The 24,100-nt window shown below is 30.7% G+C and carries 20 protein-coding genes and 1 pseudogene; 5 read left to right on the forward strand and 16 right to left on the reverse strand.

What is annotated here, in order from left to right:
• The 14 genes from WBG30_RS09650 to WBG30_RS09715 all read right to left on the reverse strand — a co-directional run.
• Positions 1-665 (reverse strand): LptF/LptG family permease (locus WBG30_RS09650; protein ID WP_424504444.1); only part of this gene is annotated, 665 nt, incomplete at its 3' end.
• Positions 666-1,757, reverse strand: coding sequence for an LptF/LptG family permease (locus tag WBG30_RS09655; protein WP_424504445.1), 1,092 nt, complete (start codon positions 1,755-1,757; stop codon positions 666-668).
• A 10-nt stretch (positions 1,758-1,767) separates the two neighbouring features.
• Positions 1,768-2,319: a CvpA family protein gene (locus tag WBG30_RS09660; RefSeq protein WP_424504446.1), complete on the reverse strand. Its 552-nt coding sequence runs from the start codon at positions 2,317-2,319 to the stop codon at positions 1,768-1,770.
• A gap of 16 nt (positions 2,320-2,335) precedes the next feature.
• Positions 2,336-3,517, reverse strand: coding sequence for a class I SAM-dependent rRNA methyltransferase (locus WBG30_RS09665; protein ID WP_424504447.1), 1,182 nt, complete (start codon positions 3,515-3,517; stop codon positions 2,336-2,338).
• Between the two features lie 200 nt (positions 3,518-3,717).
• Positions 3,718-4,611 carry a protein translocase subunit SecF gene (secF, locus tag WBG30_RS09670; protein WP_424504448.1) on the reverse strand — a complete coding sequence of 298 codons (894 nt, stop codon included), beginning with the start codon at positions 4,609-4,611 and terminating at the stop codon, positions 3,718-3,720.
• The gene (gene secD, locus WBG30_RS09675; RefSeq protein WP_424504463.1) at positions 4,611-5,819 is read right to left on the reverse strand and encodes a protein translocase subunit SecD; all 1,209 of its coding nucleotides are present in this window, start codon (positions 5,817-5,819) and stop codon (positions 4,611-4,613) included. The genes secF and secD overlap by 1 nt, the downstream gene beginning before the upstream one ends.
• A 189-nt stretch (positions 5,820-6,008) precedes the next feature.
• Positions 6,009-6,428, reverse strand: coding sequence for a Holliday junction resolvase RuvX (gene ruvX / locus WBG30_RS09680; protein WP_424504449.1), 420 nt, complete (start codon positions 6,426-6,428; stop codon positions 6,009-6,011).
• 180 nt (positions 6,429-6,608) lie between these two features.
• Positions 6,609-9,233, reverse strand: a complete 2,625-nt coding sequence (alaS, locus tag WBG30_RS09685) for an alanine--tRNA ligase (RefSeq protein ID WP_424504450.1) — start codon at positions 9,231-9,233, stop codon at positions 6,609-6,611.
• 217 nt (positions 9,234-9,450) lie between these two features.
• A complete protein-coding gene (lptB, locus tag WBG30_RS09690; protein ID WP_424504451.1) occupies positions 9,451-10,176 on the reverse strand; it encodes an LPS export ABC transporter ATP-binding protein in 726 nt (241 codons plus the stop codon).
• Positions 10,177-10,186: 10 nt separating this feature from the next.
• Positions 10,187-12,874 (reverse strand): LPS export ABC transporter periplasmic protein LptC, encoded by a 2,688-nt coding sequence (lptC, locus tag WBG30_RS09695; RefSeq protein WP_424504452.1) that lies wholly within the window; start codon positions 12,872-12,874, stop codon positions 10,187-10,189.
• 68 nt (positions 12,875-12,942) lie between these two features.
• Positions 12,943-15,552, reverse strand: a complete 2,610-nt coding sequence (gene mutS, locus WBG30_RS09700; RefSeq protein WP_424504453.1) for a DNA mismatch repair protein MutS — start codon at positions 15,550-15,552, stop codon at positions 12,943-12,945.
• Between the two features lie 32 nt (positions 15,553-15,584).
• A complete protein-coding gene (dusB, locus tag WBG30_RS09705) occupies positions 15,585-16,538 on the reverse strand; it encodes a tRNA dihydrouridine synthase DusB (RefSeq protein ID WP_424504454.1) in 954 nt (317 codons plus the stop codon).
• A 223-nt stretch (positions 16,539-16,761) separates the two neighbouring features.
• The gene (locus tag WBG30_RS09710; protein WP_424504455.1) at positions 16,762-17,121 is read right to left on the reverse strand and encodes a hypothetical protein; all 360 of its coding nucleotides are present in this window, start codon (positions 17,119-17,121) and stop codon (positions 16,762-16,764) included.
• A 1-nt stretch (position 17,122) separates the two neighbouring features.
• On the reverse strand, positions 17,123-17,536 hold the full coding sequence (locus WBG30_RS09715; RefSeq protein WP_424504456.1) for a hypothetical protein: 414 nt from the start codon (positions 17,534-17,536) through the stop codon (positions 17,123-17,125).
• 241 nt (positions 17,537-17,777) lie between these two features.
• On the opposite strand from WBG30_RS09715, the gene WBG30_RS09720 reads away from it, so the two are divergent.
• Positions 17,778-18,854: an AI-2E family transporter gene (locus WBG30_RS09720; protein WP_424504457.1), complete on the forward strand. Its 1,077-nt coding sequence runs from the start codon at positions 17,778-17,780 to the stop codon at positions 18,852-18,854.
• 67 nt (positions 18,855-18,921) lie between these two features.
• On the opposite strand, the gene WBG30_RS09725 is transcribed toward WBG30_RS09720, so the two are convergent.
• Entirely contained in the window at positions 18,922-20,100 is a 1,179-nt protein-coding gene (locus WBG30_RS09725) for a MalY/PatB family protein (RefSeq protein WP_424504458.1), read from the reverse strand.
• Between the two features lie 235 nt (positions 20,101-20,335).
• Here WBG30_RS09725 and WBG30_RS09730 point away from each other — a divergent pair, with 235 nt between their 5' ends.
• The 4 genes from WBG30_RS09730 to WBG30_RS09745 all read left to right on the forward strand — a co-directional run bounded on the left by WBG30_RS09730 (position 20,336) and on the right by WBG30_RS09745 (position 23,462).
• Entirely contained in the window at positions 20,336-21,043 is a 708-nt protein-coding gene (locus WBG30_RS09730) for a YaaA family protein (protein WP_424504459.1), read from the forward strand.
• A gap of 65 nt (positions 21,044-21,108) precedes the next feature.
• Positions 21,109-21,399: a hypothetical protein gene (locus tag WBG30_RS09735; RefSeq protein ID WP_424504460.1), complete on the forward strand. Its 291-nt coding sequence runs from the start codon at positions 21,109-21,111 to the stop codon at positions 21,397-21,399.
• Entirely contained in the window at positions 21,399-21,935 is a 537-nt protein-coding gene (locus WBG30_RS09740; RefSeq protein ID WP_424504461.1) for a hypothetical protein, read from the forward strand. The genes WBG30_RS09735 and WBG30_RS09740 overlap by 1 nt, the downstream gene beginning before the upstream one ends.
• A 24-nt stretch (positions 21,936-21,959) precedes the next feature.
• Complete coding sequence (locus tag WBG30_RS09745; protein ID WP_424504462.1) at positions 21,960-23,462, forward strand: carboxypeptidase M32; 1,503 nt, start codon at positions 21,960-21,962, stop codon at positions 23,460-23,462.
• 86 nt (positions 23,463-23,548) lie between these two features.
• Here WBG30_RS09745 and WBG30_RS09750 read toward each other — a convergent pair.
• Positions 23,549-24,100, reverse strand: a pseudogene (locus WBG30_RS09750) (hydroxylamine reductase); the annotation flags it as partial.

Below are 24,100 nucleotides of genomic sequence, written 5' to 3' on the forward strand. Positions count from 1 at the left end.
TGATAGACTATTTTTCTTTCATTTATCCTATTTTCATTGGCTTCATCTAGTTCCCATCTTCCATCAGTAGTGTATCTTGCTGTTTTAGCTGTGATTATAGATTTTATAGCATCAAATTTTTTATTCAAAATTACAATTTCTATCCCTCTAGCCGTATTCGTCTCTCTATTTACATAGTCAAAATGATAGATATAATCTCCGTTTCCCCTAAGATACACATTACTTTTTTCCACAGGAATTTTATCTTCATCTATCTGATTTTTTCTCTTTAACTCTCTAGCTAATTTTATTCCTTTTGGTTGCAGAGAGTTACTAATAAAAAAAACTCCTCCTGCCATGATAAATGTGGCAATTACAGGAAGTAAAACTATCCTTCTAAAACTAATCCCAGAAGTTTTTAATGCTATTACTTCTAAATTACTAGCCATCTTATTTATTGTTATTAACCCACCTAATAATGCTGCTAAAGGTGCTACCTGTACCAATATTTCTGGAACCAAAGCTATCATATATTGAGCACCTTCAAGAGTTGTCATCCTTCCAGAAGTTACATAATTTATTATTTTAAAAATTTGGGATAGTATAAAAATCCCTACAAAAGCAAAGAGGGATAATAGAACTGACTTTATAAATCTAATCATTATATATCTATCTATTTTTTTCATCTACCCTCTCCTTACCTTTCTAATATACATGATTCCTGTAAGGGTTCCTAAAAGTAAGTTAGGAGACCATATAGCAATTATTGGGTTAACAGTTCCCTTACTAGACAATACTATCGCTACATTAAATAAGGTTATATATATAAATATTACCGCCATACTAAGCCCATAACTTACACTTTTTCCACTCCTATGGTGTCCCAAAGAAAACAGCACTCCTAAAATACCCAAAAACACGGCTGAAAATGGAGATGCTAATTTTTTTTGTAATTCTACCCTGTAAGGCAAGATATCTTTAGCTATACTCTTATTCTCTTTTAGTTTTTTTATATTTTTTAGAAGCATCACAACAGACATAGTGTCTATCTCCTTTATTTCTACATCAAAATCAGAAAGAAATGAAGTCAGCGGATGAACTTGACTCTCAAAACTTCCTCTTAACTTTTCTTTTCCTTCTCCATCTAATTGATAGAAAGTTGCATCTTCTAAGGTCATAGCACCATTTTTCCAAGTAGTTCTATCTGCTAGCATGACATTAGGATAAATGTCATCCTTGCTCTTTTGAAAAATAACAACATTCTTTGCTTGATTAGTCTTAGGATCTAACTTATCTATATAGATACTGTAGTCACCTACATTTTCTAAAAAGGTCTTTTCAGTCAGTTGAAATGAGGGTGTTTCAGTAGCAATCTCTATCCCTAAAGTCTCAGCTCTCACGAAAGATTCGGGTATTATTTTTTCCTGTAAAAAAATAGTTAGAAAAAATATTCCTATTGACATAAAAAATGGAACTTTTAATATTTTGTTTAAACTCATCCCTATAGATACCATAGCCACACTTTCACTGGTTGAAGTCAATTTATTATAGGTTATCATCACCCCTAGAAAAAATCCCATAGGTATAGTTTGAGATAATATCGGTGGGATATAGTATGTAAGTAAATGGAGCATCTCTAGTGCCGGAACCCTCTTAACTAAGATACTTTCCATCATTTTTACCATCATTTCTATTAAAAATATAAATGTAAATAGACTTATCCCAAATAAAACAGGCATCTTTAATTGATTAAACAAATATTTATCTATTATTTTCATAAAATACCCCTTATTTTGACATATATTCTTTGATTTGTTTTTCTACACTTTTTCTAAATTCAAGTTCTTCTAACTTCTCTTTTACAGCATCAGGATAGTATCCTTCTAGCTTAGTAACATTCTTCAAAAAAAATTTATTTACTCTACTATCTTTAGAATATTCTTCCATTTGTGAAACCATACTAGATAGTAAGTTAAAAAATATTAGGAGTACAAAAATTATAAAAGAACCCTTTATCCCACCTAAAATTCCACCTAAAACACTATCTGTTAATCCCATAAACATCTTAGGAAGAATTTTTCTTAAAATAGATAAGATAATCGAGGTCGCGATATAAAGCCCTAATAATAGAGCCAAATAAGTTAAAAAATATACAACATTGTGCTCCTTTATTTTAATACTTTCACTAATATAGTTATAAACATGAGGAGTCCACTTCTTAGCTAAAACCACATTTAATATCAAAGAAAAAAATGACAAAACCTCAAAGAAAAAACCCTTTTTAAAACCTATTAACACTCCTAATATTAGGATAACTCCAGCTATAATATCTATATACATAATTCCTCCTATGGTTCTATCTTTCGATTACTCTCACCCAAAGAGCTTTTAAATAAAGTGTTTCTGGTACATGTAAAACCCATGGATGATCTGCAGGCTGATAATTTATTCCTATCACTTCTAAACATAAACCATTTTTAGAAGCTGCCATTCTAGTAACTTCCATTATATCCTCTAAACTCATATGATAAGCACAAGTTATAACTCCTAATATCCCACCGGTTTCCATCATTTTAAAACTATCTACACATAATTTGTAGAAGAAATCTCTTCCTCTCTGTATATCTATTTTCTTTTTTATCAATGAAGGAGGATCTAGAGTTATTACATCATATTTTTCTCCTCTATTTGATAATGTCTTTAACATCGCAAAAGCGTCTCCCTCTACTACTTCAAATTTATTTTCAAAACCATTTAATTCATAATTTTCTAGACATAATTTTAAAGCATGAGGATTTTTATCTACAGCTACAACTTTTTGACACCCTTCAGCAAGTGCTGCCACAGAGAATCCGCCACTAGATGAAAATACATCTAAAAATCTAGTATTCGAATTTAAAAACGGTCTTATAAATTTTCTAGAATCCCTTTGATCCAAGAAAAATCCTGTTTTTTGTCCGTCAACTATATCGATAGTATATTTCAAACCATTATCTTCCATAGTTACTCTATCTGGAATATCACCGTATATTACTCCTGTTTTTTGTTCTACTCCCTCATGGGTTCTATTTTCTACATCACTTCTTTCATAGATTCCCTTTGGTTTTGTTACTTTTTTCAGTGCATTTATGATCTCTTGACGAAATGCTTCTACACCTGAATTTCTAAATTGTACAGATAAATATTTATCAAATTTATCTACAATTAACCCAGGTATTCCATCTGCTTCTGAGAAAAATACTCTGATACAATTAGTTTCTTCATTTAAATATTTTCTTTTATCATATGCCACTTTTATCTTATTTAATATAAATTTTTTATCTATAGTTTCTTCCTTAGTTGTTAAAATTCTTACCATAGCATTGGTATTTTCTACAACATATCCACGACCAATAAATGTAAGATCTTCACTACATACATCCACTATATCTCCAGTTTTAACTGCCCCCATTATTTGCTTTATTTCATCTTTAAACACATTTGGATAAAAATTTTGAATTTTCTTTTCTTTCCCTTTTTTTAGCATGACTCTTGCCATTTTATATCTCCTCAGAACCTTTTTTAATTTTTTTTATACTCTTAATTATAACACAAACTGTTATTTTAATTCTTATAAAATTTCACCTAAAATATAAAAAGACTGATTCAATATCTATTGAATCAGTCTCTCCTATAATGTTCAGACTTTTTTTAATTTACTCGTCTATTTTTCTCTATTTAAAATTGATTTTTCAGATTTTATTTCTTTCCTATTTCGTCTATTTTTTTTTCTTTATCTAATAGATAAATAACTGGACTAGCCAAGAAAATAGATGAATATGTTCCTATTAATACTCCTATTAATAAAGTAGTAATAAACACTTTCAAACTAGCTCCTCCAAATATTAAGATAGCCAAGATAGCTAAGAATGTTGTAAATGAAGTATTAATTGATCTTGTCAAAGTTTGGTTGACACTTAGATCGATAGCTTCTCCTAACGAACTTACTTTCTTTTTCTTTAGTACTTCTCTGATTCTATCAAAAACAACTATTGTATCATTTATAGAATATCCTAAGATAGTTAAAACTGCTGCTATAAATGGTGTATTTACTTCATACCCTAATAATGCTATTCCCCCTACAGCGATTATAACATCATGGAAAAGAGCTATTACTGCTGCTAGTGCAAATTTAAATTCAAATCTAATAGTAATATATCCAACTATTAAGATCAACCCAACAAATAAGGCTGTTATTGCTGTAGTCTTTAATTCTTGCCCTATAGAAGCTCCTACTTTATCAGATCTAAGTAAATCAAATTTTCCACCTTTTTTTTCTAAAGTTTTCATGAAATTGTTTTTTACACTTTCACTCATTTCTGGTGTTCTTACAATAACTACATTCCCATCTGAAATTTGTACTTTTCTACTGTTGTTATCTAACTGTGGGATCTCTTTAGAAATCTCGTCTAATATAGGATTTAACTCTTTTAATCCCATATTTTTTTCAAACTTAACTTGGATAAGGTTTCCACCAGTAAAGTCAAGCCCATAATTTATCCCTTTAGACATCAACGAAACTAGAGCTAACACTACCAATATAGTTGAGAATGTAAAGAATTTTTTTCTGTTTTCAATTATTTTTATTTTCACTATTCTTTCCCCCTAACACCAAATAAGATTGGTTTATCTATTTTAAATAACATTGTAAATCCTCTAAGTAATACCTTAGTTATTGTGATAGCTGTAAACATCGATGCAAGTACACCGATAGTTAACGTTACTGCGAATCCTTTTACAGGTCCCGTTCCTAAGGTAAATAAGATTGTTGTTATTATAAGGGTTGTGATATTTGAATCCATTATTGTGCTAAATGCCTTCTGGAATCCAGCTTCTATAGAGGCCATTACTGTATTCCCAAATCTTAATTCTTCCTTTATTCTTTCAAATATAATTACGTTGGCATCTACTGCCATTCCTACTGAAAGGATTATTCCTGCAATCCCTGGTAATGTAAGGGTAGCGTCAAAGAAATTAAGTGTTGCAAAAGTAATAAGACCAAAACAAATTAATGCTAAGTCAGCTACCAACCCTGGTAATCTATAGAAAACAACCATGAATATGGCGATAAGTCCTATAGCTATCATCCCAGCTGTTTCTGATTGGGCTATAGATTCATCTCCTAATGTAGCTCCTACTGATCTAGTTTCCAAAATTTCAGCCTTTACTGGTAACGCTCCTGCATTTAGTAATGATGCCGTATTTTTAGCTTCCTCAGCTGTATAGTTACCTGTAATAACTCCTTGCCCACCAGCAATTTCACTGTTGATTCTAGGAGCAGTTTGGATAATTCCATCCATTGTAATAGCAAGTTGTTTTCCTATATTGTCTCTTGTTATCTCAGCAAATTTTGCTGCTCCATCCAAAGTCATTTCAAATGAAATTTGAGGTCTACCCATGTTGTCATAAGATACTGCTGCAGATTTTAATGCTCCACCAGTCAACAATGTTTTTCCTAAAGTTCCATCGGTATTTTTTATCTTAAATTCCATAAGTGCTGTTTTCCCAATCATGTCTATGGCTTTTTCTGTATCGGTTATTCCAGGTAATTCAACCATTACCCTTTTATCTCCTACTTTTTGAACAGAAGATTCAGATACTCCCAAACCATTTACCCTTCTATTTAACACTTCAATAAGTCTTCCCATAGCTTCATTGTCTAATTTTTGTCCCTTTTCAGGCTTTGCCTCGAGTAATACATATACTCCACCTTTTAGATCCAATCCTAAATTTACTGGTTTAGTAACTGTAAACCATGCAGCACTTAGTACAACTATTGCTACAAATATTATTCTGTACATATACCCTTTTCTCATTCTAGCCACTTTTCCTGCCTCCCCTACGGCTTTTTTAGCCGAATTATTTCAAAGTTCTGAATTTATACAGTAAATTTTGTTGATGCCATTCACTGCTAGATACTTTGGTTATAACCTTTTATAAATAATAGTTGATAATTAAAAATTTAATTTTCAACTTTTTATCACATTTTTTTATCTTTTCATATCTAAATATGTTTGTAAAATAATCGCAGCAGCTACCTGATCAACTGTTTTTCTTTTATTTATAGCACCCTTTACACCATTATTTTGTAACATTTTATCTGCTGATACTGTTGATAATCTTTCATCTATCTCTATAAATTCCAATCCATCTATCTTTTTATTTAGTTTTTCCATAAATTCTCTTACTTTTTCAGCTTGACGTTTTTCTGTACCATCTAGACTCTTTGGAATTCCAATAACTATACTCTTAGTATTATTCTCCTCACAGAGTTTTTCTACTCTCATTACCGCTTTTGTTTTTCTTCTATCTATTACTTCTAAAGGTGTTGCTATCATCCCCATTATATCAGATTTAGCCACTCCTATCCTTACATCTCCTACATCTAGAGACAGATATCTTTTATACATAAATTTACTCCTACTTTTACTTCTTTTTTTGCCACTAATCCCCAAGGATTAAAATCAAAAAAATATTTTGGGACACAGAGAGATTATACGAATATTAATTAGAATTTCACAGAGATTTTCTCCGTGTGACTTTTTTTATCCTCTGTGTAGCTCTGTGACCATTTTTTATTTTCTAGGAAATTATAGTTTCTCTTGTAACATAGCTCTTGCTACCTCTAAAGCTTCAGGAACTTTGTTTCCATTTTTTCCACCTGCTTGAGCGAAATCTGGTCTTCCTCCACCATTTCCATCAGCAATTTTAGCAATTTCACGAACTAGATCTCCAGCTTTTACCTTCCCCATAAGATCTTTAGTTACTCCTACAGCAAATACAGCTTTTCCATTATCCGTTCCTAAAATCACTACACAACTACCTAATTTATCTTTGGCTTTGTCTACGATCTCACGTAATCCTCCAGCTTCTTTACCTTTAAATCCAGCAATTAAAACTTTTACACCATTTATTTCTTCTACATTATCAAATAATGAGTTAGCTTCATATCCTGCTAATTTAGATTTAAGTGCTTCGACTTCTTTATTTGCAACCTTTAAGTCGTCTACTACTTTATGTGCTTTAGCAATTAAATGCCCATGATAAGGATCTGATTTTAATATTTTAGCTAGTTCAATTATACCATCTTCCATTGCATTTACTATTTTATATGAAGTAAATCCTGTAGTTGCTTCTATTCTTCTTACTCCAGCAGCAATACCAGTTTCAGTTAATATATTGAATAATCCGATTTCTCCAGTTCTTTCTACATGGGTACCACCACATAGTTCCATAGAAAATCCTGGTATTTCTACAACTCTTACTTTATTTCCATATTTGTCTCCAAATAACATTGTTGCACCTTTTTCTTTAGCCTCATCCATTGTAAGTTCTTCAACACTCAAAGGAACATTTCTAAATATTTGCTCATTTACTATTTTTTCTACTTCTTTTATTTGGTCTCTTGTTGCAGCCTCATAGTGAGTAAAATCAAATCTTAATCTATCTTGAGATACGAGCGATCCTGCTTGTTGTACATGATCTCCAAGAACTTCTTTTAAAGCTTGGTGTAATATATGTGTTGCAGTATGATTTCTCTTAATCTCTATTCTTCTATGTTTATTGATAGATAACTCTAACTCTAAACCTTTTTTCAACTCAGTTCCACCTTCAGCCATTTTTACAGTATGGATAAATATATCTTTTTGCTTTCTTACACTAGTAACTGCTCCAAAGATATCTTCTCCAATTATTTTACCAGTATCGGTAGACTGTCCACCTGATTCAGCATAAAATGGAGTTTGGTCGAAAATTATTGTATAATTTCCTTCATTGTTGTCTTTTACATGTAAAATTTTAGCTTTTGTTTTAAACATTTCATAACCAACAAAGTTAGTTTTACCATATTTATCAAAAAACTCTTCTATAAACGAATCTTGTCCAGCTTCTTTTATTACTTCTCTAGATGATCTAGCTCTTTTTCTTTGTTCTTCCATTTTTACAAGATAATCTTCATGAGAAATAGTTACTTCTTCTTCCTCACAAATTTCCTCTGTAAGTTCATATGGAAATCCAAAAGTATCATATAGTTTAAATACTACACTAGCGTCTAATTCTGTTTTGTTTTCTGCTTTAGCTTTTTTAATCTCATCTAATGCAATAACCATTCCTTGATCTAAAGTAGTTGAGAATTTTTCTTCCTCAATTCTTACCATTTTCACAATGTGATCTTTATTTTTAACCACACCTTCATAAGCTTCTCCCATTAATTCTATTACGGTATCCACTAATTTATATAGGAAGTTTTCGTTATTTCCCAATAATCTTCCGTGTCTTACTGCACGCCTTAAGATCCTTCTAAGAACATATCCTCTTCCCTCGTTTGAAGGTAAGATTCCATCACTTATCATAAATGTAATGGCTCTGATATGGTCAGATATTACCTTTAGTGAAAAGTCAATCTTGTCATCTTTTCCAAATGTATATTTAGAATTTGTCAATTCTCCTGCTTTTTCAATGATAGGAAAAATTAGATCAGTTTCAAAGTTATTAGATTTTTTTTGAACCATTGCAGCTACTCTCTCAAGACCAGCTCCTGTATCTATGTTTTTCTTTGGTAATGGCTCTAATGACCCATCTTCCATTCTGTTATACTCAGTGAATACTAAGTTCCATATCTCGATAAATCTATCGTCTGTACCTTCATCTCCTAATCTCGAGTTTTCGTCTCCTCCATACTCTACTCCTAGGTCTACGTGAATTTCAGAACAAGGTCCACACGATCCCACAGGTCCTGCTGACCACCAGTTATCATCTTCACCTAATCTTACCAGTCTTTCCATTGGTACACCAATTTTTTTGTTCCAGATCTCTTCTGTTTCATCATCTGTTGTAAATACAGATATCCATAACTTTTCTGCATCTAATTTTAATACCTCTGTGATAAATTCCCAAGACCAAGCTATTGCCTCCTCTTTGAAATAATCTCCAAATGAGAAATTTCCTAACATCTCAAAAAAAGTATGATGTCTAGCCGTTCTTCCTACATTTTCAAGGTCATTAGTCCTGATACACTTTTGGTGTGTAACCACTCTCGGTGTAGGAGCTTCTTTTTGTCCTAAAAAATAGGGTTTAAAAGGTACCATCCCAGCTACTGTTAATAACAGCGTTGGGTCATCTGGTATCAATGAAGCACTCTCATAATGCTTATGCTGTTTCCCTTCAAAAAATTCTACAAACTTTCTTCTGATCTCATTACCCGTTAAATTATTCATCCTATCCTCCAAAATTTAAATCTTAAAATCATCTTTTCCCCTAGGCAGATACTTTCATATATTCTTTTATCTTAACTCTTTTTCCTGTATTTTTTTAATTTCATTTCTATAAATATTATAATATCTATAGTTTCATAAAAAAAATAATAAAAGAAGTATGTATTTTTTTTTCTTAATTTTTATTATATCACATCTAGTTAGTGAAAAATCAGATAATCTAATCTAATTTAAATCCCTCTCCTAAGTAGATCTTTCTAGCTCTTTCATCATTGGCTATTTCTTCAGGCGATCCACTTATTAGGAGTTCACCCTCAGCCATTACATAAGCTCTATCGGTTATTCCCAATGTTTCCCTTACACTATGATCAGTGATCAATATTCCAAGCCCTCTTTTTTTCAAATATCTAATGATCTCTTGAATATCCTCTACAGCTATTGGATCTACCCCTGCAAACGGTTCATCTAAAAGAATAAAATCAGGATTATTAGCTATTGTTCTAGCGATTTCAACCCTTCGTCTTTCTCCTCCCGAAAGGGAATAACCCATGGATTTTTCCACGTGGGTCAATTTAAACTCCTCTAACAGGTCATTTTTTATTTTAATTCTTTCTTCTTTTTTTATCTTTCTCATCTCTAATATAGCCAAGATATTATCTTCTACACTTAGATCTCTAAATATAGACGGTTCTTGAGCCAAGTACCCAATTCCCATATTAGCTCTTTTATGCATGGGATAATCAGTTATATCCTGCTCATTGAAATAAACTTTCCCCGATTCAGGTTTTACAATCCCTGTAATCATATAAAAAGTAGTAGTTTTACCTGCTCCATTAGGTCCTAAAAGCCCAACTATCTCTCCTTTACGCACTTCTAAACTTATTTTATTTACAACTCGTCTTTTTTTATAGCTTTTACACAGATCGTGAGCAATTATTCTTTTCAAATTTTACCTCCTACTTTTTATAATCTATTCTTACATTTCCTTCAGCATTTAATATCCCTGTTTCCATAAAGTATTTTGCAGAATCAGACTCAATATGATTTTCTATGGTATCCGCCACTACGTTTTCTCGTAAAACAGCAACCTTAGTTTTATTAAATATTTTTCCCTTATCAGATGATGCAGTCATGATCTTCCCATCTTTATTTATATTTTTAAATTCCACATTATTTATAAGAATTGCTATCTCTGTATTCATATCGATATCAGTAATTTCAGATTTAACGTCAGTTGTTTCACCTATATTTAGATGATTTCCATAACGTCCTAAAGCTAGTTTTTTTATTAGATCTACTTCCATATAGTCGGAATAAAGAGTCATATCTTGATATTCATAGATCCCCTTTTTCTTTATCTCAGATCTTGAAATAGATAATTTCCCATTGACATCTTCATATAAAAATATCTTAATTGTATCTCCCCTTATCTTAACAGGTTCTTTTTTTTGCGTTTTCTTATCTATATTAAAAGCAATAGCACGTACATTCCCATCTAGATCGATCTGTTTATTCTTTAGATCCCCGAACATAAAATCACCATAAAGTTGTTCCCCTGTAGATGACACTAGATTCACTTTCGTTCCATCTAATATCTCACTTTTCATATTCCCCTTCATAGTTTCTCCATCTATTATATAGTTTGCATAATAGATTTTGTATTTTTCCGAAGTATATATATCATCTGTAATAAAGGAATATTCCACCTGGCTTCCTGTAAATTTCATCCCTGGATTTTGCACTACTACATTTTTATTTAGCTGAGCGACCTGTCTTGAGATATAATAATTTACCTCATCACCAGATGCTTTTTTATCTCCACTTATTCCAGAAAAGTTTTTAGCTTTAACCCTTTTGTCAGCTACAAAATAAATCCCGTCGTTCATGTTTGCCTTTCCATCTTTAGATATTATCTTAATATCTCCAGGTATATTTACTTTTTCTTCAGCAAATATATACTTTCCACGGTTGGCATAAAGAGTAGCATCCTTTGTTGTTATCTTTAAGTTCCCAATTATTTCAGCATAGTCATTAGTATCAAATTCTCCTCGATCTCCTACCATTTCAGATCCGTCTTCATCTACAATAACTCTGTTTTTTTCTATTTTCCCTAATCCTGTATTGGAATTATAGCTTAAGTTTTCACCAGTCATAACTTTTTTATCTTGAACAACCTTTATTCTTCCATTAGAGATCAAGTCCCCTGTATCTATTTTATATTCAGCATTTTCACCATAAAAAGTTATCTTATCCTTAGGATTATAAACTGTATATTTACCATAGATATTAGCTTTCTTATTAAGGTCATCTACATCTATCCTTTGACTTTTTAAGATAGAACCACTATAAGTAACCATAGCATCCCCTGTAAATACATATGCTTTTTTTTCTAAGTTAAAGTCAACCTTATTAGCTCGACCATCTATCTGATCCCCTTTAAAGGTTCCATCTATAACTTTTCCAATTTTTGTTCCATCATCATAATAAAGTTCTTTTCCTATACTCTCATAGGTTGTGTCCTTATAATCATAACTATTTAATAGCTTTAATTCCTTTGTTTTACTGTTATAAGTAAAATTTTTAGTCAGTATTTTTCTATCTAAATCCTCATAGCTCACTAATTTTTTAGAAGTCATGTAGAGATCCCCTGTTTTGGTATCATAAGTTCCACTATCAGCTAAAAGTTTACTTGTTTTATTATCAATTTTAATGTTACCATCTATTTTGAGTATCCCACTCAAATTATCATATACTCCATTATCAGCTACTAAATTAAAGTCACCATTTTTACCCCTAAGAGGTCCCGTGAAATACATCTTATTTTCATTAGCCACGTAATTTATCTTCTCTGCAACTAAGTTTCCGTTTTCAAATTCTATCACTATATCTTTAGAGATAGTAAAATCACCTGTAATTTCATTATATTTAAAGTCTTTAGCTCTAAGGTTTGCCCCTTTATAATATACAACAAAATCACCTTGGGCATGGATAGTTTTCTTTATCCCATCATATCTAGCTTCTCTAAAGTGACCAGATACTTCATCTGTTTGTAAGTTTCCTAATTTTCTCCCTCTTATCCTGATGTTTTCTTTTACATCCAAAATTTTAGTAGTATCATTATAATTCACTAAATTTGCACTGAGTTGCATCTTATCTGTGACCACTCTTATGTCATCTTTTAAGTTTAAATCCTCTAACTTTGTATCTGTAATCAATGAATTCCCATAAAGAGTTATCCCTTCATTTTCGTTATATGCTTTTACCTGATTACTGGCATAAATCTTCTCTGTTTTATGGTTATAATTAGCTTTTTCAGCTTCTATTTTCCATCCATTTTTTGATATTCCCATTATATTTTTTTCTAAAAATATATTATTCGTACTATCTACCAAGGCATTATCGCCAGATAACTTCATTCTGTCAAATATAGCAGCAGCTTTTTTAAAGGTTCTTCTGTCATTTACAGTATCATCGATCTGCTTTTCCGCTTCTACGTGATAATTTTCCACATCATAAGACACATTTGAAGTTATAAGGGATTCCTCACTTTTTTTCTCTATTTGCTCCGGTTCTTTTATGTAGTTAAAGTAGACAAAAACCACTAGAAGTATTCCACTTATATAGTATGATATTTTTTTGAGCATATTCCCCCCCTTTTAATCACAACAAATCTATCCTTTTTATGATTGCTCTTTCTCGATTTAAAAAATTACTAGTCCACTAATAAATTCTTAAGTTCGTTTAATTTCATCATAGCATCTAATGGTGTCAGATTATTTACATCTAATTTAGCCACCTCAGATAAAATTTTCTTTTCACCCTTACTTATTTGAGGTTCTATAACTTTTGGCTTCTCAATTTTTATAGGTACCCCTCCAAATAGTGATAGTTGTTCAGATCCTATTTTCTCTTCAATTATAGCTTTTTTTGTCTCCAATATTTGTAAAAGTTGTTTTGCTTTAAGAAGTATTTCATCAGGCAATCCAGCTAGTCTAGCTACCTCTATTCCATAAGATTTATCGGCTCCACCTTTTACTATTTCACGAAGAAATACCACTTCATCATTGGCTTCACTGACTTCAATTCTATAGTTAGATAGATATTTTAATTTATATTCCAATTCTGTAAGTTCATGATAATGGGTAGCAAATATAGTTTTAGATCCTAGATTATCATGGATATATTCTGTGATAGCACTAGCTAGAGATAGTCCATCAAATGTAGAAGTTCCACGACCTACTTCATCTAAAATAACAAAAGATTTATCTGTAGCATTATTTACTATATTAGCCACTTCACTCATCTCTACCATAAATGTAGATTGTCCACTTACCAAATCATCACTGGCTCCAACTCTTGTAAATATCTTATCTACAATACCTATAGTTGCACTAGAAGCCGGTACATAAGAACCCATTTGAGCCATTAATATAATAAGGGCAGCTTGTTTCATATAGGTAGATTTTCCTGCCATATTTGGCCCGGTCAGAACAATTACCTTGGTTTCTTCATCTAATATAATATCATTACTTATGTAGTCCTCTCCTACAATGAGTTTTTCCACAATTGGATGACGACCACTTCTTATCTCAAGATCATATCCCACTACTATTTTTGGACACACATAGTTATTTTTAGTAGCTATATCAGCTAAAGATGCTATTACATCTACATAAGCTAACCCAAATGCTAGTTTTTGTAACAATTTTATTTCTCCTACTAGCTTACCTGATATCTCTTTTAGAAGGTCATATTCGAGACCTTCTATTTTCCCCTTAGCATTTAATATAGTCGACTCATATTCTTTTAATTCAGGAGTTATATATCTTTCAGCATTTGTTAGAGTTTGTTTTCTTATGTATTCATCTGGTACCAAGTGAGAATTAGCACGACTCACTTCCAAGAAATAACCAAATACTTTATTATATTTTATTTTCAGAGTTTTAATCCCTGTTTTTTCCTTCTCTTTTTTTTCTATCTCCAGTATATAATTTTTCCCCGATTTAGAGATAGTGTGAAGTTCATCTAAAATTTCATTATGACCAGTTTTAATCATCCCACCTTCTCTGACAGAAAATGGTGGTTCCTCCACTATAGATGTTTCTATTAGATTATAGATCTCCACCAATTTTTTTATATCAGTAGTAAACATCTGATTTTTTCCTAGAATTTTTATAACTTCTAGTGATGATTTTATAGATTTTTTTATAGCTATCATGTCTCTGGCATTTTCAGTTCCCAAGATGATTTTACCTATGAGTCTTTCCAAATCATAGATACTCTTTAGTCCTTCCCTTACATCTTCACGGACCAAAACCTCATCTATAAAATAACTTATATCTCCCTGTCTTTTTTCTATCTCATCGATATTTAAAAGAGGGTTTTTTATCATTTTTTTTAGCATCCTAGTTCCCATAGATGTTTTACACTTATCTAGAACCCATAATAGAGTTCCCATATTAGTTTTTTCCCTTGTATTTTCTACTAACTCTAGGTTCTTTTGGGTAGCTAGATTTAACTCCAGATAGTTATTTCTATTATCATAAGAGATCGTTTGAATAGGTAACTCATTGTATTTATGTAGTTCCAATACATATTCTAAAACAAACCCACCAGCTTCTACAGCTAGTTCTTCCCTTTCTATCCCGTAACTTTCCAGTGATATCACATTGAAATATTTTTTCAATATCTCACCTGCATTTTTTATTTTATTTATAGGATTTATGACAATTTCGTTTAATTTTTTATAGTCACTAAAATCCTCATTAAATCTCTCCAAAGTTCTATTTTCTACCAATATCTCTGTAGGAGATAGTTTATAGATCTCATTTATAGCTTTAGATATTATATCTTTTCCTTCCAACTCCGTTACCTTAAATTCTCCTGTAGTTATATCAAGGTAAGATATTCCAGCCTTATTTTCTCTAATAATTATCCCTAAAAGATAGTTATTGCTCTTGTCATCTAAATAATCTGTGTCTATTACAGTCCCAGGAGTAATAACCTTTATAACTTCTCTCTTTACAAGACCCTTGGCTTCACTAGCAGCTTCTACTTGTTCACATATAGCTACTTTATACCCTTTGGCCACTAATTTTGATATATATCCTGCTGCTGAATGATATGGTATTCCTGCCAAAGGTACATTTTGACCTTTTTCTTTATTTCTACTAGTTAGGGTTATTCCTAATTCTTTTGAGCAAATCACAGCATCCTCAAAAAACATCTCATAGAAATCTCCCAATCTAAAAAATAAGATATTCTCCTTATTTTGTTCTTTTATCTCTTTATATTGTTTCATGAGTGGTGTCTCTTTACTCATTATTCTAAACCTCACTTTTAATTTTATTTTTTTTATTTTACATTATATTCCTTTAATTTTTCTTTCAACCTTATAAGTATTTCACTTATCTCATCGTAGTTATCTATCTTATTCAATAGATTTTTTATCTTACTTCCACCGGTTACACCTTTTAGATACCAGCATAGATGTTTTCTTACTTCAAAATTAAATTTCTTTTCAGGATAATCTTCCTTCATATATTCTATATGTTTTAATGCCATATCTATTTTATCGATATATGTTACTTTTGTTGTCACTTCTCCAGTTTCAAACCTTTCTCTTATCTGCTGAATTAACCATGGATTTCCATATATTCCACGAGCTAACATTATTCCATTTACTCCTGATTCAGTTGCTTTTTCATAGGCATCTTCAGCTGAAAATATATCCCCATTTCCAATAACAGGTATAGAAACTGCTTCTTTTATTTCCTTTATAGTTTCCCAATTAGCTGTTCCACTATACATCTGTTCTCTGGTTCTACCGTGGACTGTAATATGATGTAGATTTAGTTCCTCTGCTATCTTGGCTATCTCTACCGGATTTTTATGTTCTTTATAACCTATTCTTATCTTCATAGATAATTTTGTTTCAGATTTTAATGCCTTTTTTATGGCTGTCATTAATTTTTTTATATGTTCTGGGTCCTCTAATAGAGCTGAACCATAACCATTCTTTGTGATCTTAGGCATGGGGCATCCCATATTTACATCTATATAAGTTACTCCTAAACTTTCCACATATTTGGCACATTCCACCATAACATCTATATCCCGACCAAAAATCTGTACACCATCATTGGGTAACAATCTAAGCATTTGTTTTATTGTCTTTTCATTAGCCATTTTCACTGCATTTACACTTACCATCTCTGTAAACATCAAATCTGGATGGAATTCATTCATAATTTTTCTATATGTATAATCTGTTACTCCTGCCATAGGAGCAATATATATTTTTATCATCCATTTTCACCTCTTATTACTATTTTTCATATTTATTTCTAAGTATCATTTAGTACATAACTATCCATTTAATCATAAAATTATACCATAGATAGAGATGTTTTTCCAATTTCCAAATTTTACTATTTCTTAATTTAGAGGAGTTCAAAAACCAATAATCAAAACTAATTACAGAACAAAAAAATCCCTGAATAATCAGGGATTAATATCTTTTATCTTAGAGTTATTTTTTTTTAAATTTGCTAAAAAATGATTTCTTATTCGATTTTTCAGCTTCTTTCATTCTATTTTCTTCTTTTTTTACATTGGACCAATTAGGATCTGCTTTCATATTTTTTTTGACTTGTTTCACATATTTAGCAGTATTTTTAGCCATAGTATACTTAGTTTTCACTCCTATGACTATGTCTCTTCCAGTTTGAAATATCCCAGCTACAATTTTTCCTGGATATCCAACTATTTTTTTTATTGCCGTATACTTATAAACTTCTCCACAACTTGGACACTTGTATTTAGCAGGCTTGTCACTAATTTTCATCTTTTTTTTACATTTTGGACATCTAATAATTAGTTTTTTAACCATATTATAAAGTCCCTTCGATTTCAAATACCAATTCCTTTACGATATTTTTATATCCTAAGATTTCTCTTATTCTGATATGGTTTCCGTATAATTTTATTGCTATATCCCCAACATGAGTTTTATAGTTATCTTTTGTAAAAACTATCTTTGGATAGAAGGGCTTTCTTTTTTCTACCTTTCCATCTATTTCTACTAAAATATAACCTTTCTTATATCCTACCATTGTTAATTGCTTAGCAGCGTCTATCTTAGCTTGTTTTGCATCCTTTTCTTTTCTAGCTTCTGAGTTTAATCTTTTTTTATCAGTTCTTCTAGCTGCCTCATTTACCTCAGCAAATCTCTTTGTTTTTTTTATAGCTTTCAATATATTGTATTCTGTTCCTTTGGGTTTATCTTTGTTTACACCTTTTTTCATTTTTTACCACCTAATTCCTTTATAGTTTTATATTGTATTATATAACATTTAATGAATTTTGGCAATTAAAATAGGTTTCTTCCAACTTCTATTTTGTGGACTAAAAGTATCTAATTATAAAAAAAATTTAATACTTTAGTTTGATTTTACCCACTATATCGGGTAAAATTAAATAACACTTCAAAAACCAACTTAATATAGTTGTTTATATTAAATTATTTTAGATAAAAGGAGAGTAAAAATGAAAAAAATAAGCAAACCCCTTTTTACAGGGATAATTTTAATTTTAATCTATACAAGACTTAATAATTCAGGTGCTATAACCCTTACTTTCAATAAATTCTTTTCATTTTTTTCTATATTTATATATGGTGGAATTATTGCTTTTTTGTTAAACCCCATCCTTAAATTTTTAGAAAAAAATAAAAAGATAAAAAGAAAATATAGTATTTCAATATTATATTTCACCCTTATTCTTCTTTTAGGATTATTCTTTTCATTTATAATTCCTAGATTGACAAGAAATATAGCAGATCTAATAGAAAATTATCCAAAATATATATCAATATTTGAAAATTCTGTAGATAAATATAGACATCTTCTACCATTTTTAAAAGATATCAACATCTTGAACGAACTTTTGCTCCTACAACAAAAATCACTTATTTTTCTACAACAAGAATTTTCTTTCCTAATCGGCCAGTTTTTAGGAGTCACAGCAAAAATTATAAGTTTAGTTTTTTCCCTTATCTTTTCTATATTCTTTTTAGGAAACAAGGAATATTTTCATAAGTTAACAAAAGATATTTTAGATACATTTTTATCTGAAAACACATCTAATAAAGTAAGTATCTTATCTAAAAAAATCGAAAGAGTCTTTTTAGGATATCTTTCTGGAAAAACATTAGATTCAATAATAATTGGAGGAATTGCTATGATTGGGTTATCTGTCCTAAACATTCCTTATGTTATTTTACTAGGCATATTTATTACTCTATTTAATTTTATCCCTTATGTAGGACCTTTTATAGGGATTGTTTTAGGAGCAACTATAGCATTATTTGCCAATCCTAACAACACCATTTTAGTTATCATTTTTTTAGCATTATTACAACAATTTGATGCTTGGGTTTTAGAACCAAAAATTCTAGGAAATAGCTTAAATCTTAGTATGTTTTGGACTATCGCAGCCGTTACTCTTGGTGGGAGTGTTTGGGGTGCTCTAGGAATCATTATTGCTATTCCTAGTTTCGCTTTAATAAAAGAGTTATATCTTATCAAAAACACAAAAGAAAAACCTCATGATATAGTTGAATAATTAGTGTAATAGAAAAAGGCTTAAATCCTAAGGTTATCGGATTTAAGCCTTTTCCTTTTTCAGAAGTTTATAAATCACTCACTGCTTTCTTGATTCTCTTCATTCCTTCTTCCAACATATACCTCGGGCACGCTACATTTATTCTTTCAAACCCTTCTCCTTCTACTCCAAACCAATAACCATCATCTAATGCTACCTTTCCTTTTTCCTGCATTAGTCTCGAAAGTTCATCTTTATTTAGGCCATAGTCTGAAAAATCAAGCCAAACAAGATAAGTCGCCTCTGGTTTTCTTACCCTTATTTTTGTTAGATTTTTAGAAATATAATCTACCAAATAATCCATATTTCCGTCTATATGCTCTACCAGTTGATCTACCCACGAATGGCACCTTGTAAAAGCTGCTTCCACCGCAACAATTGCAAACGGATTATTTCTTTTTATATCTAATATCCCAAGCTCTGTATCCATTATTTCTCTCTCATCTAGTCTTGGAAAGTGTAAAAATGCTGCCTGAAGTCCAGCTAAATTAAAAGTTTTAGCTGCAGAAAAACAAGTAATTGTAATGTTTTCTATCTCCTTTGAGATAGAAGACATTGGAGTATGTATATTCCCAGGCATTACAAGGTCTCTCCATATCTCATCTGAAATTATTCTTACATTATTTTCTAAACAGATCTTTCCTATCTTTTCAAGTTCATCTCTCTTCCAAGATCTTCCCACTGGATTATGCGGGTTACAAAGAATAAAAAACTTTAAATCTGGATCCTTTACTTTCTCCTCAAAATCTGTATAATCCATAGTATAATATCCACTCTCATCTTTGATTAATGGGTTTACCACAAGGTTTCTGTTATTCTTCTTTACTACATTTGTAAATGGATAGTATACAGGATTTTGTATCATTATTTTATCCGTGGGATTCGTTAATAGTCTTATAATAAGAGATATTCCCGGTACTACTCCTGGAGTATGAATGAGGTTTTTTGTCTCTATCTCCCAAGAAAATCTATCTTTACACCATCCCACAGCACTCCTATAGTAGACATCTGGTCTATAAACATAACCAAAAATACCCTCTGAAGCTTTTTCTGCCATAGCCTTAGTTACCTCTGGAGCTGTTTTCAGGTCCATATCTGCTATCCACATAGGCCAAAGATCATTTGAAACAAAATTTTTATCCATTTCTGACCACTTAGCAGAATGATTATTTTTTCTATCAACTTTTTCATCAAAATTATACTTCATACTAACTCCTCCTCAACACATAATGTCTACTATTCCATACTTATAAATCGCCATTATTTTTATAACAAGTATAGTATTTAGGATTATACTTTGTCAAATAAGAATTAGATAAAGATAATTGATGAAAGTGAACTATCTCTCCCCTTTATTCAATATAATATTTAAATAGATAAAAATTATGAATTCCTCCTTATTTTGTATTATAATTGAAGTAATAATAATATAGGAGGCCAATATGAAAATTATATTTTCACCTGCAAAATCAATGGATTTTTCAAATTCCAAAAACGAACCACTTAAAATAAATTTTACCGATAAAACAAATATTCTTTTAAAAACCTTAAAAACTCTATCACTAGATGAAATAACTAAGATAATGAAGGTAAAAGGAAACACCTTAAATCATGTGAAAGATATATATGAAAAATTTGAAGGTGCCAATACTAAAAAAGCCATAAAAGCTTATAATGGGGTATCCTTTAAACAGCTTGATTTAGACAACTATGACGAGATAGATCTCAATTTTATAAATACCCACCTTGTCATCCTTTCAGCTCTCTACGGGATAATAGAACCTTCTAATCTTATAAAAGAATATAGACTAGATATGAATATGAAGCTCCTAAAGGATCAAAATTTATATAAATTTTGGAAAAACGAAATAAATGAATATTTCAAAGATGAAGACCTCATCTTAAATTTAGCCTCTAAAGAATTTTCTAAACTCATAGAAAAACCAATGATAACTGTAAATTTTAAAGAAGAAAAAGGAGGTCTCTATAAATCAGTCAGTACTTATTCTAAAAAAGGAAGAGGTATGATGCTAAATTATATAATAAAAAACAAGATCACCTCTACCGATGAAATCAAAAGTTTTAATTCAGATGGCTATTCTTTGAATGAAAAATTATCCAATAAATTTAATTTGATTTTCACAAGATGATATAAATTTCATGATATAATAAATAATGAATTACAAATATAGCATTAAAAAATCAGGAGGAATATATGTTTAAAGTAGAAGTTGGAAAGGGACCACTTATGTTTATGTCCTACTCTAGAATAATGAAAGAAGTTACAGGAGATGCACAGATTGAAGAGATTAAAGATTCATATTATGCTATCTTATACGACTTTGGAATGCCTATTGGCTGTGGTCGAATGAAGATCGAAGATACCCTTTACATCATAGATAACATTAAAATTTTTAAGGATTTCAGTACTCAAGGACTTATCGAAGATATTTCGAACCAGCTCCTAAAAAAAGCTAAATCTATCGGTCTTGAGGAGAAAAACTAATGAAAAAAATTATAACATTGTTTTTTTTAGTAACCTGTCTAACCTTTGCCATCCCAAATTTTGAAACTTTAGGATGGGGATTCACTATAGATGCCATCAAAGGTTTTTATCCTCAGGTGAAAAGTGAATTTACAACTAGTAACGAAGTCACAAAATATAACTACTACCCAAAAGATACTAAAATAGGCAAGGTAGTTTTTTATCTAGTAGATAATCAACTCTATAAGATAGTAACGACCTTTGATACAACTAAGGTTATATCAGCCGATGTAAAGGGTTTATTTGAAGAATATTCTAAAAAATGGGGAGAACCAAACTCTACCCCTTTTGAAGAAAATTATGACAGTTTCTCTATTAGAGGAAATGAACATACCTGGATTGTAGGTTCTACCTACATTTCATTTATTGGACAAGACTATTTCGACAACAATAACAACTTAACTGATTCTAAATTAATGGTTGAATATGGTCTAATCGATCCAACTAAAAGAGAAACAAAATCATCTTTAAATAATTTGATTTTAGATAAAAAGTAACTAGATCATAAGGGAGGTTAAGAAATGAAATATCAAGAAACACTAGATTATGTAATCAATAAATTAGAGGAACTAAGTAATTACGAATATGCATCATCGATTATTTACTGGGATTTAGAAACTGGATCACCAAAAGAAGGGATTAGAAAAGCTTCCAAAGTTCTGGGGTTTTACAGTGGTGAATCCCATAAAATTTTAACTAATCACAAATTCAATAAAAATTTAGATCTTTTACTCGAAAATTTGGACCTTTTAGATCCCATCCATAAAAAAATTGTCATTGAAACTAAAAAGGACATCGAAAATATCAAAAAAATACCTCTAAACGAATATAAAGAATATAGTGAACTTTTATCTAAAGCTCAGCCTATATGGGCAGAAGCTAGAGAAAAAAATGATTTTTCATTATTTTTACCATTTTTAAAAAAAATCATTCAATATAAACAAAAATATGTAAATTATAAAGGATATCAAGAACATCCCTACGATGCTCTTTTAGATGATTATGAACCTGGGATAACTGTTAAACAGCTCGATATATTCTTTGAAAATTTAAAAGATAAACTTGTTCCTCTTATCTTAAAGATTAACCAAAAGAAAGATTTTATATCTAACGATCTTTTAAAGCTAGACTATTCTATTGAAAAACAAAAAGAATTTTCTATATTCATAGCAAAATATCTTGGTTTTGATTTTGAAAGAGGTTTATTGAAAGAAAGTGCACATCCATTCTCTATGGGGCTCAATAAATATGATGTAAGGATGACTACTAGATATTTTTTAAATGATTTACAACCGTCTCTTTTTGGAACTATCCATGAATCAGGTCATTCTCTCTATGAACAAAATATAGGAGAAGGTATCTGGGAAACTAGATTAGGCGGAGGAAATTCCATGGGTATCCATGAATCTCAATCTAGATTATATGAAAATTTAATTGCCAGAAGCTTTGAATTTTGGATCCCAATCTATCCGAAATTACAAGAAATTTTTCCTGAAAATTTAAAAAATATTCCTTTAGAAAAATTTTATAAAGCTATCAACAAAAGTCAATCTGACTTAATTAGAGTTGAAGCTGATGAATTGACTTATTCATTACATATTATCCTAAGATATGAGATTGAGAAAGAACTTATTGAAGGTAAGATAATTCCAGAAGAACTACCAAAAATTTGGAATGAACGAATGGAAAAATATTTAGGAGTAACTCCTCCTAATGATTCTGATGGTGTTCTACAAGACGTTCATTGGGCTGCCGGATTATTTGGATATTTTCCATCATACGCTCTAGGAAGTGCTAATGCCTCACAGATAATGAATACAATGAGAGATAAATTAGATGTGGATACTATCTTAAAAGAAGGGAAATTAAAAGAAATTAAAGAATATTTAGGAGAAAATATCCATAAATATGGGAAACTAAAAGATCCAAATGAAATTATGAAAATTGCCACAGGAGAAACTCCTAATTCAAAATATTATGTAGACCACTTAATCGAAAAATATAGTAAATTATACGAAATATAAACTAAAAACTTTTATACTAAAAAGACCACTAGAAAATCCTAGTGGTCTTTCTGTTATTTTCTATTCCCTCCTGATTTAGGTGAGGTCTATTCACCCATGAATAATTTAATATCATCTTCAACAGATCCAATCCCTGCTATCCCAAAATTTTCAACTAATACGTTTACTACTGTTGGAGATAGGAATCCTGGTAATGTTGGTCCTAAGTGAATATTTTTAACACCTAATGATAATAAAGCTAATAATACTATTACTGCCTTTTGCTCATACCATGCAATATTATATGCAATTGGTAGTTCATTTATATCCTCTAATTCAAACACTTCTTTTAATTTAAGAGCGATTAAAGCTAAAGAGTAAGAGTCATTACATTGTCCTGCATCTAATACTCTTGGTATTCCACCGATATCTCCTAAGTTTAATTTATTATATCTATATTTTGCACAACCTGCTGTTAAGATTACCGTATCTTTTGGTAACTTGTCTGCAAATTCTGTATAATAATCTCTTAATTTCATTCTTCCGTCACAACCTGCCATTACGAAGAACTTCTTGATTGCTCCAGTTTTAACTGCATCCACTACTTTATCAGCTAATGCGAATACTTGCTCATGAGCAAATCCACCTACGATAGATCC

Origin of the sequence: Psychrilyobacter sp., from assembly GCF_049671765.1 — a bacterium.
Taxonomy (GTDB): domain Bacteria; phylum Fusobacteriota; class Fusobacteriia; order Fusobacteriales; family Fusobacteriaceae; genus Psychrilyobacter.

Coding starts and splice junctions, on each gene's coding strand:
- WBG30_RS09655 (WP_424504445.1), bottom strand. CDS start 1,757: ATGAAAATAATAGATAAATATTTGTTTAATCAATTAAAGATGCCTGTT.
- WBG30_RS09660 (WP_424504446.1), bottom strand. CDS start 2,319: ATGTATATAGATATTATAGCTGGAGTTATCCTAATATTAGGAGTGTTA.
- WBG30_RS09665 (WP_424504447.1), bottom strand. CDS start 3,517: ATGGCAAGAGTCATGCTAAAAAAAGGGAAAGAAAAGAAAATTCAAAAT.
- secD (WP_424504463.1), bottom strand. CDS start 5,819: ATGTACAGAATAATATTTGTAGCAATAGTTGTACTAAGTGCTGCATGG.
- ruvX (WP_424504449.1), bottom strand. CDS start 6,428: ATGTATAAAAGATATCTGTCTCTAGATGTAGGAGATGTAAGGATAGGA.
- alaS (WP_424504450.1), bottom strand. CDS start 9,233: ATGAATAATTTAACGGGTAATGAGATCAGAAGAAAGTTTGTAGAATTT.
- lptC (WP_424504452.1), bottom strand. CDS start 12,874: ATGCTCAAAAAAATATCATACTATATAAGTGGAATACTTCTAGTGGTT.
- mutS (WP_424504453.1), bottom strand. CDS start 15,552: ATGAGTAAAGAGACACCACTCATGAAACAATATAAAGAGATAAAAGAA.
- dusB (WP_424504454.1), bottom strand. CDS start 16,538: ATGATAAAAATATATATTGCTCCTATGGCAGGAGTAACAGATTATACA.
- WBG30_RS09710 (WP_424504455.1), bottom strand. CDS start 17,121: ATGGTTAAAAAACTAATTATTAGATGTCCAAAATGTAAAAAAAAGATG.
- WBG30_RS09715 (WP_424504456.1), bottom strand. CDS start 17,536: ATGAAAAAAGGTGTAAACAAAGATAAACCCAAAGGAACAGAATACAAT.
- WBG30_RS09720 (WP_424504457.1), top strand. CDS start 17,778: ATGAAAAAAATAAGCAAACCCCTTTTTACAGGGATAATTTTAATTTTA.
- WBG30_RS09725 (WP_424504458.1), bottom strand. CDS start 20,100: ATGAAGTATAATTTTGATGAAAAAGTTGATAGAAAAAATAATCATTCT.
- WBG30_RS09730 (WP_424504459.1), top strand. CDS start 20,336: ATGAAAATTATATTTTCACCTGCAAAATCAATGGATTTTTCAAATTCC.
- WBG30_RS09735 (WP_424504460.1), top strand. CDS start 21,109: ATGTTTAAAGTAGAAGTTGGAAAGGGACCACTTATGTTTATGTCCTAC.
- WBG30_RS09740 (WP_424504461.1), top strand. CDS start 21,399: ATGAAAAAAATTATAACATTGTTTTTTTTAGTAACCTGTCTAACCTTT.
- WBG30_RS09745 (WP_424504462.1), top strand. CDS start 21,960: ATGAAATATCAAGAAACACTAGATTATGTAATCAATAAATTAGAGGAA.